The sequence below is a fragment of the Pseudarthrobacter sp. rb genome (genome assembly GCF_056389225.1).
Genome location: NZ_JBWJAR010000027.1, coordinates 7,894 through 11,063 on the forward strand (window position 1 = coordinate 7,894; position 3,170 = coordinate 11,063).

The following is a 3,170-nucleotide window of genomic DNA, read 5'->3' on the forward strand; positions in this document are numbered from 1 at the left end:
CCCCGGGGCGGGGGGGGGGGGTTTAAGGGGAGGGGGCCGGGGGGGGGGCCACCCCGGGCGCCGCACGCCCTGCTGGATGTCCGCTACTTGGAGTCGGCGGCCGTGACCTTGGCGGTGGGCTTCATGTTTTCTGCCTGCACCATCCAGGCGAACTGCTCCAGCCTGGCAATGAACTCGTGCAGGAGGTCCGCGGAGGTGGGGTCTTCCTCATCCACTTCGTCGTGGACCTTACGCATGGTGCCAACGGCAGCTTCCATGGCGGCGACGATCCGCTCAATGGCATCCCCGGTGCTGATGAGCCCGTCGGGGAACTGGGCCAGGCTGGTGGTCTCGGCCACGGTGGAGCTGCGGCCGTCGGGGAGCGCGTGCAGGGCACGCATGCGCTCGGCGGTGTCGTCGGCGAACTGGCGGGCGGCGCCGACGATCTCATCGAGCTGGAGGTGGAGGTCGCGGAAGTTGGTGCCCACGATGTTCCAGTGCGCCTGCTTGCCCTGAACGTGGAGCTCGATCAGGTCTGCCAGGACAGCCTGCAGGTTGTTGGTCAGTGTCGGTGAAGCTTTCATGCATCCTCCTCAATTGGTCCAGTACGGCAGACGCTACCAGCCGTGGACGGCGTGGCGGCAGGGCCAAAGGAAATTTCTCAGTGAGCTTACTAATTTCGAAAACGAGTCATAAACGAATGTGATTCATATTGCGTCTTGCATCACACGCCCGCCGCCCCCATACTAAATGAACGCCATTCATATAGTGACCTCCGTCTCACAGCCTTCCAGAAAGTGGTGCCATGACAGAGACAATCCGCACCAGTACTGCCAAACCCGGTCCGCACGCCCACGCGCCTTCCGCGGACGGCGTCAGTGCCAAGGGACTCAAGGGCGGCCAGCTCGGGCTCCTGGCCGTCGTCGTCCTGGGCATTTCAACCATTGCCCCCGCCTACACCCTCACCAGCGCACTGGGGCCCACCGTCAATGAAGCCGGCCTTCAGCTGCCCGTTATCTTCCTCATCGGGTTCATCCCCATGATCCTGGTATCGCTCGCCTACCGGGAACTCAACGCCGATTCCCCGGACAGCGGCACCACCTTCACCTGGGTCACCAAGGCCTTTGGCCCGTGGGTGGGCTGGATGGGCGGGTGGGGCCTGCTGGCAGCGAACATCATCGTGCTGTCCAACCTGGCCGGCGTCGCCGTCGACTTCTTCTACCTCTTCCTGTCACAGCTCACCGGCTCCCCCGAACTGGCGGACCTGGCGGACAACAAAGCCCTGAACGTCATTACCTGCTTCGTCTTCGTGGCGCTGGCCGTCTGGGTCAGCTACCGCGGCCTGCACACCACCAAGCTGGTGCAGTACAGCCTGGTGGGCTTCCAGTTGCTGGTGCTGGGCCTGTTCGTCGCGATGGCCTTTGCCAACTGGTCCACCTCGGAAACGGCCATCCCGTTCAGCTGGGAGTGGTTCGACGTCACCAAGATCGAGACATTCGGTCAGATTGCCGCCGGCATCTCCCTGTCGATCTTCGTGTACTGGGGCTGGGACGTCTGCCTCACCGTGAACGAGGAAACGGCCAACGGCAAGAAGACCGCCGGCGTGGCAGGCACCCTGACCGCCGTCATCGTCCTGGCCATCTACCTGCTGGTCAGCATCGCCACCATGATGTTCGCCGGCGTCGGCGATACCGGCAACGGCCTGAACAACGCCGAAAACCACGAAAACATCTTTACCGCACTGGCCTCCCCCATCATGGGCCCGTTCGCCATCCTGATGTCCCTCGCCGTGCTCTCCAGCTCCGCCGCGTCCCTGCAGTCAACCTTCATGTCGCCGTCGCGCAGCCTGCTGGCCATGGCCCACTACGGCGCACTGCCGGAGCCCTTCAGCCGCATGAGCAGGAAGTTCGCGACGCCGGGCTTCGCCACCATCGCCGCCGGCGTGATGTCAGCGGGGTTCTACGCAGTGATGCACGTGGTCAGCGAGAACGTCCTGAACGACACCATCCTGGCCCTGGGCCTGATGATCTGCTTCTACTACGGCCTCACGGCCCTGGCCTGCACCTGGTACTTCCGCCACAGCCTGTTCAACAGCGTGCGCCACTTCGTGCTGCGGCTGGTATGCCCGGTGGTGGGCGGCGTGGGCCTGTTCGTAGTGTTTGTCCAGACCGCCGTGGACAGCCTGGCCCCGGAGTTTGGCAGCGGCTCCGAGGTGTTCGGCGTGGGCCTGGTGTTCATCCTGGGCGTCGGCATCCTGGCCCTGGGCGCCGCGGTCATGCTGGTCATGTCCCGCACGCACCCGGGCTTCTTCCGCGGTGAAACCCTCAAGCAGGACACCCCCGCACTGGTCGTTCCGGAATAACCTCCAACACAAAAGGTGCCGTGCCCCGCCAGGGGGCACGGCACCTTTTGTGTTGACGACGACGGGTGGCTCACCAATAGTGCGCCACGTCGACCACCAGGCGGGAGCCGGAGCCCGGACCGTCAAGGGTGAACACCCGGAACGGGAGCCGGGCACGGACACCCAGCCCGATGGTGGTCTGGCCCTCGAAGCTTCCGGCCCAGACCACCTGGCGGAAGGTCTGGAAACCCGAAACGTTGGAAAGCTCAGCCTTGTCGGCGGGGGTGTAGGTGGCCTGGCCGTTGTTGTCATAGGCCGGCGCTTTGACGACGACCTGCAGCCGGGCGCCGCCCCGCGTTGGCACCACTGCCCCAGAGCCGTCCTGGATGATCTGGGGGACGTAGCGGACGGTGTAGCCGGGCGCCGGCGTGCCGCCCAGGTCAACCACCAGCCGGTCAAAGCAATAGTGCTGCCCGGTCCGGACATTGGTTACGGGCGCGCCGCTCATGGCGCCGTCCGACTTCATCAGCGAACCCCACGCGAGTCCGCAGTACGACGTGGTCGCCGAGGCGGCGCCCGGAACCACTAAAGCCATGCCTGCAGCCAGCAGGATGGCTGCCAGCCAGATGAAGAACTTTTTCATTGTTGTGCCACCCGAAATAAGGGCCAGTGGATGCTTCCAGCGTAGGAGCGTTCGCGGGCGGAAACGAGGGGTCATTTTGATAACGACGGCGGCACCGGACTAAGCAGCCCAGGCCAGGTCAACACAGGACAAAGAAGCGCCGGGCCCCCCGGGGGGGGGGGGCGGGGGCGGGGCAAACCCGAGGGGAAAATAGGCGAGGCAGGCGCG

At 65.0% G+C, this 3,170-nt stretch carries 3 protein-coding genes; 1 reads left to right on the forward strand and 2 read right to left on the reverse strand.

Annotation, left to right across the window (positions count from 1 at the left end; genetic code table 11):
- Positions 1 to 83: 83 nt before the first annotated feature.
- Positions 84 to 563 carry a Dps family protein gene (locus ACWRN3_RS21450; RefSeq protein WP_476741860.1) on the reverse strand — a complete coding sequence of 160 codons (480 nt, stop codon included), beginning with the start codon at positions 561 to 563 and terminating at the stop codon, positions 84 to 86.
- A gap of 221 nt (positions 564 to 784) precedes the next feature.
- Between ACWRN3_RS21450 and ACWRN3_RS21455 the strand changes: the two genes are divergently transcribed.
- Complete coding sequence (locus ACWRN3_RS21455; RefSeq protein ID WP_476741861.1) at positions 785 to 2,341, forward strand: APC family permease; 1,557 nt, start codon at positions 785 to 787, stop codon at positions 2,339 to 2,341.
- Between the two features lie 70 nt (positions 2,342 to 2,411).
- On the opposite strand, the gene ACWRN3_RS21460 is transcribed toward ACWRN3_RS21455, so the two are convergent.
- Positions 2,412 to 2,963 carry an AMIN-like domain-containing (lipo)protein gene (locus ACWRN3_RS21460; protein WP_476741862.1) on the reverse strand — a complete coding sequence of 184 codons (552 nt, stop codon included), beginning with the start codon at positions 2,961 to 2,963 and terminating at the stop codon, positions 2,412 to 2,414.
- Between the last annotated feature and the right edge of the window lie 207 nt (positions 2,964 to 3,170).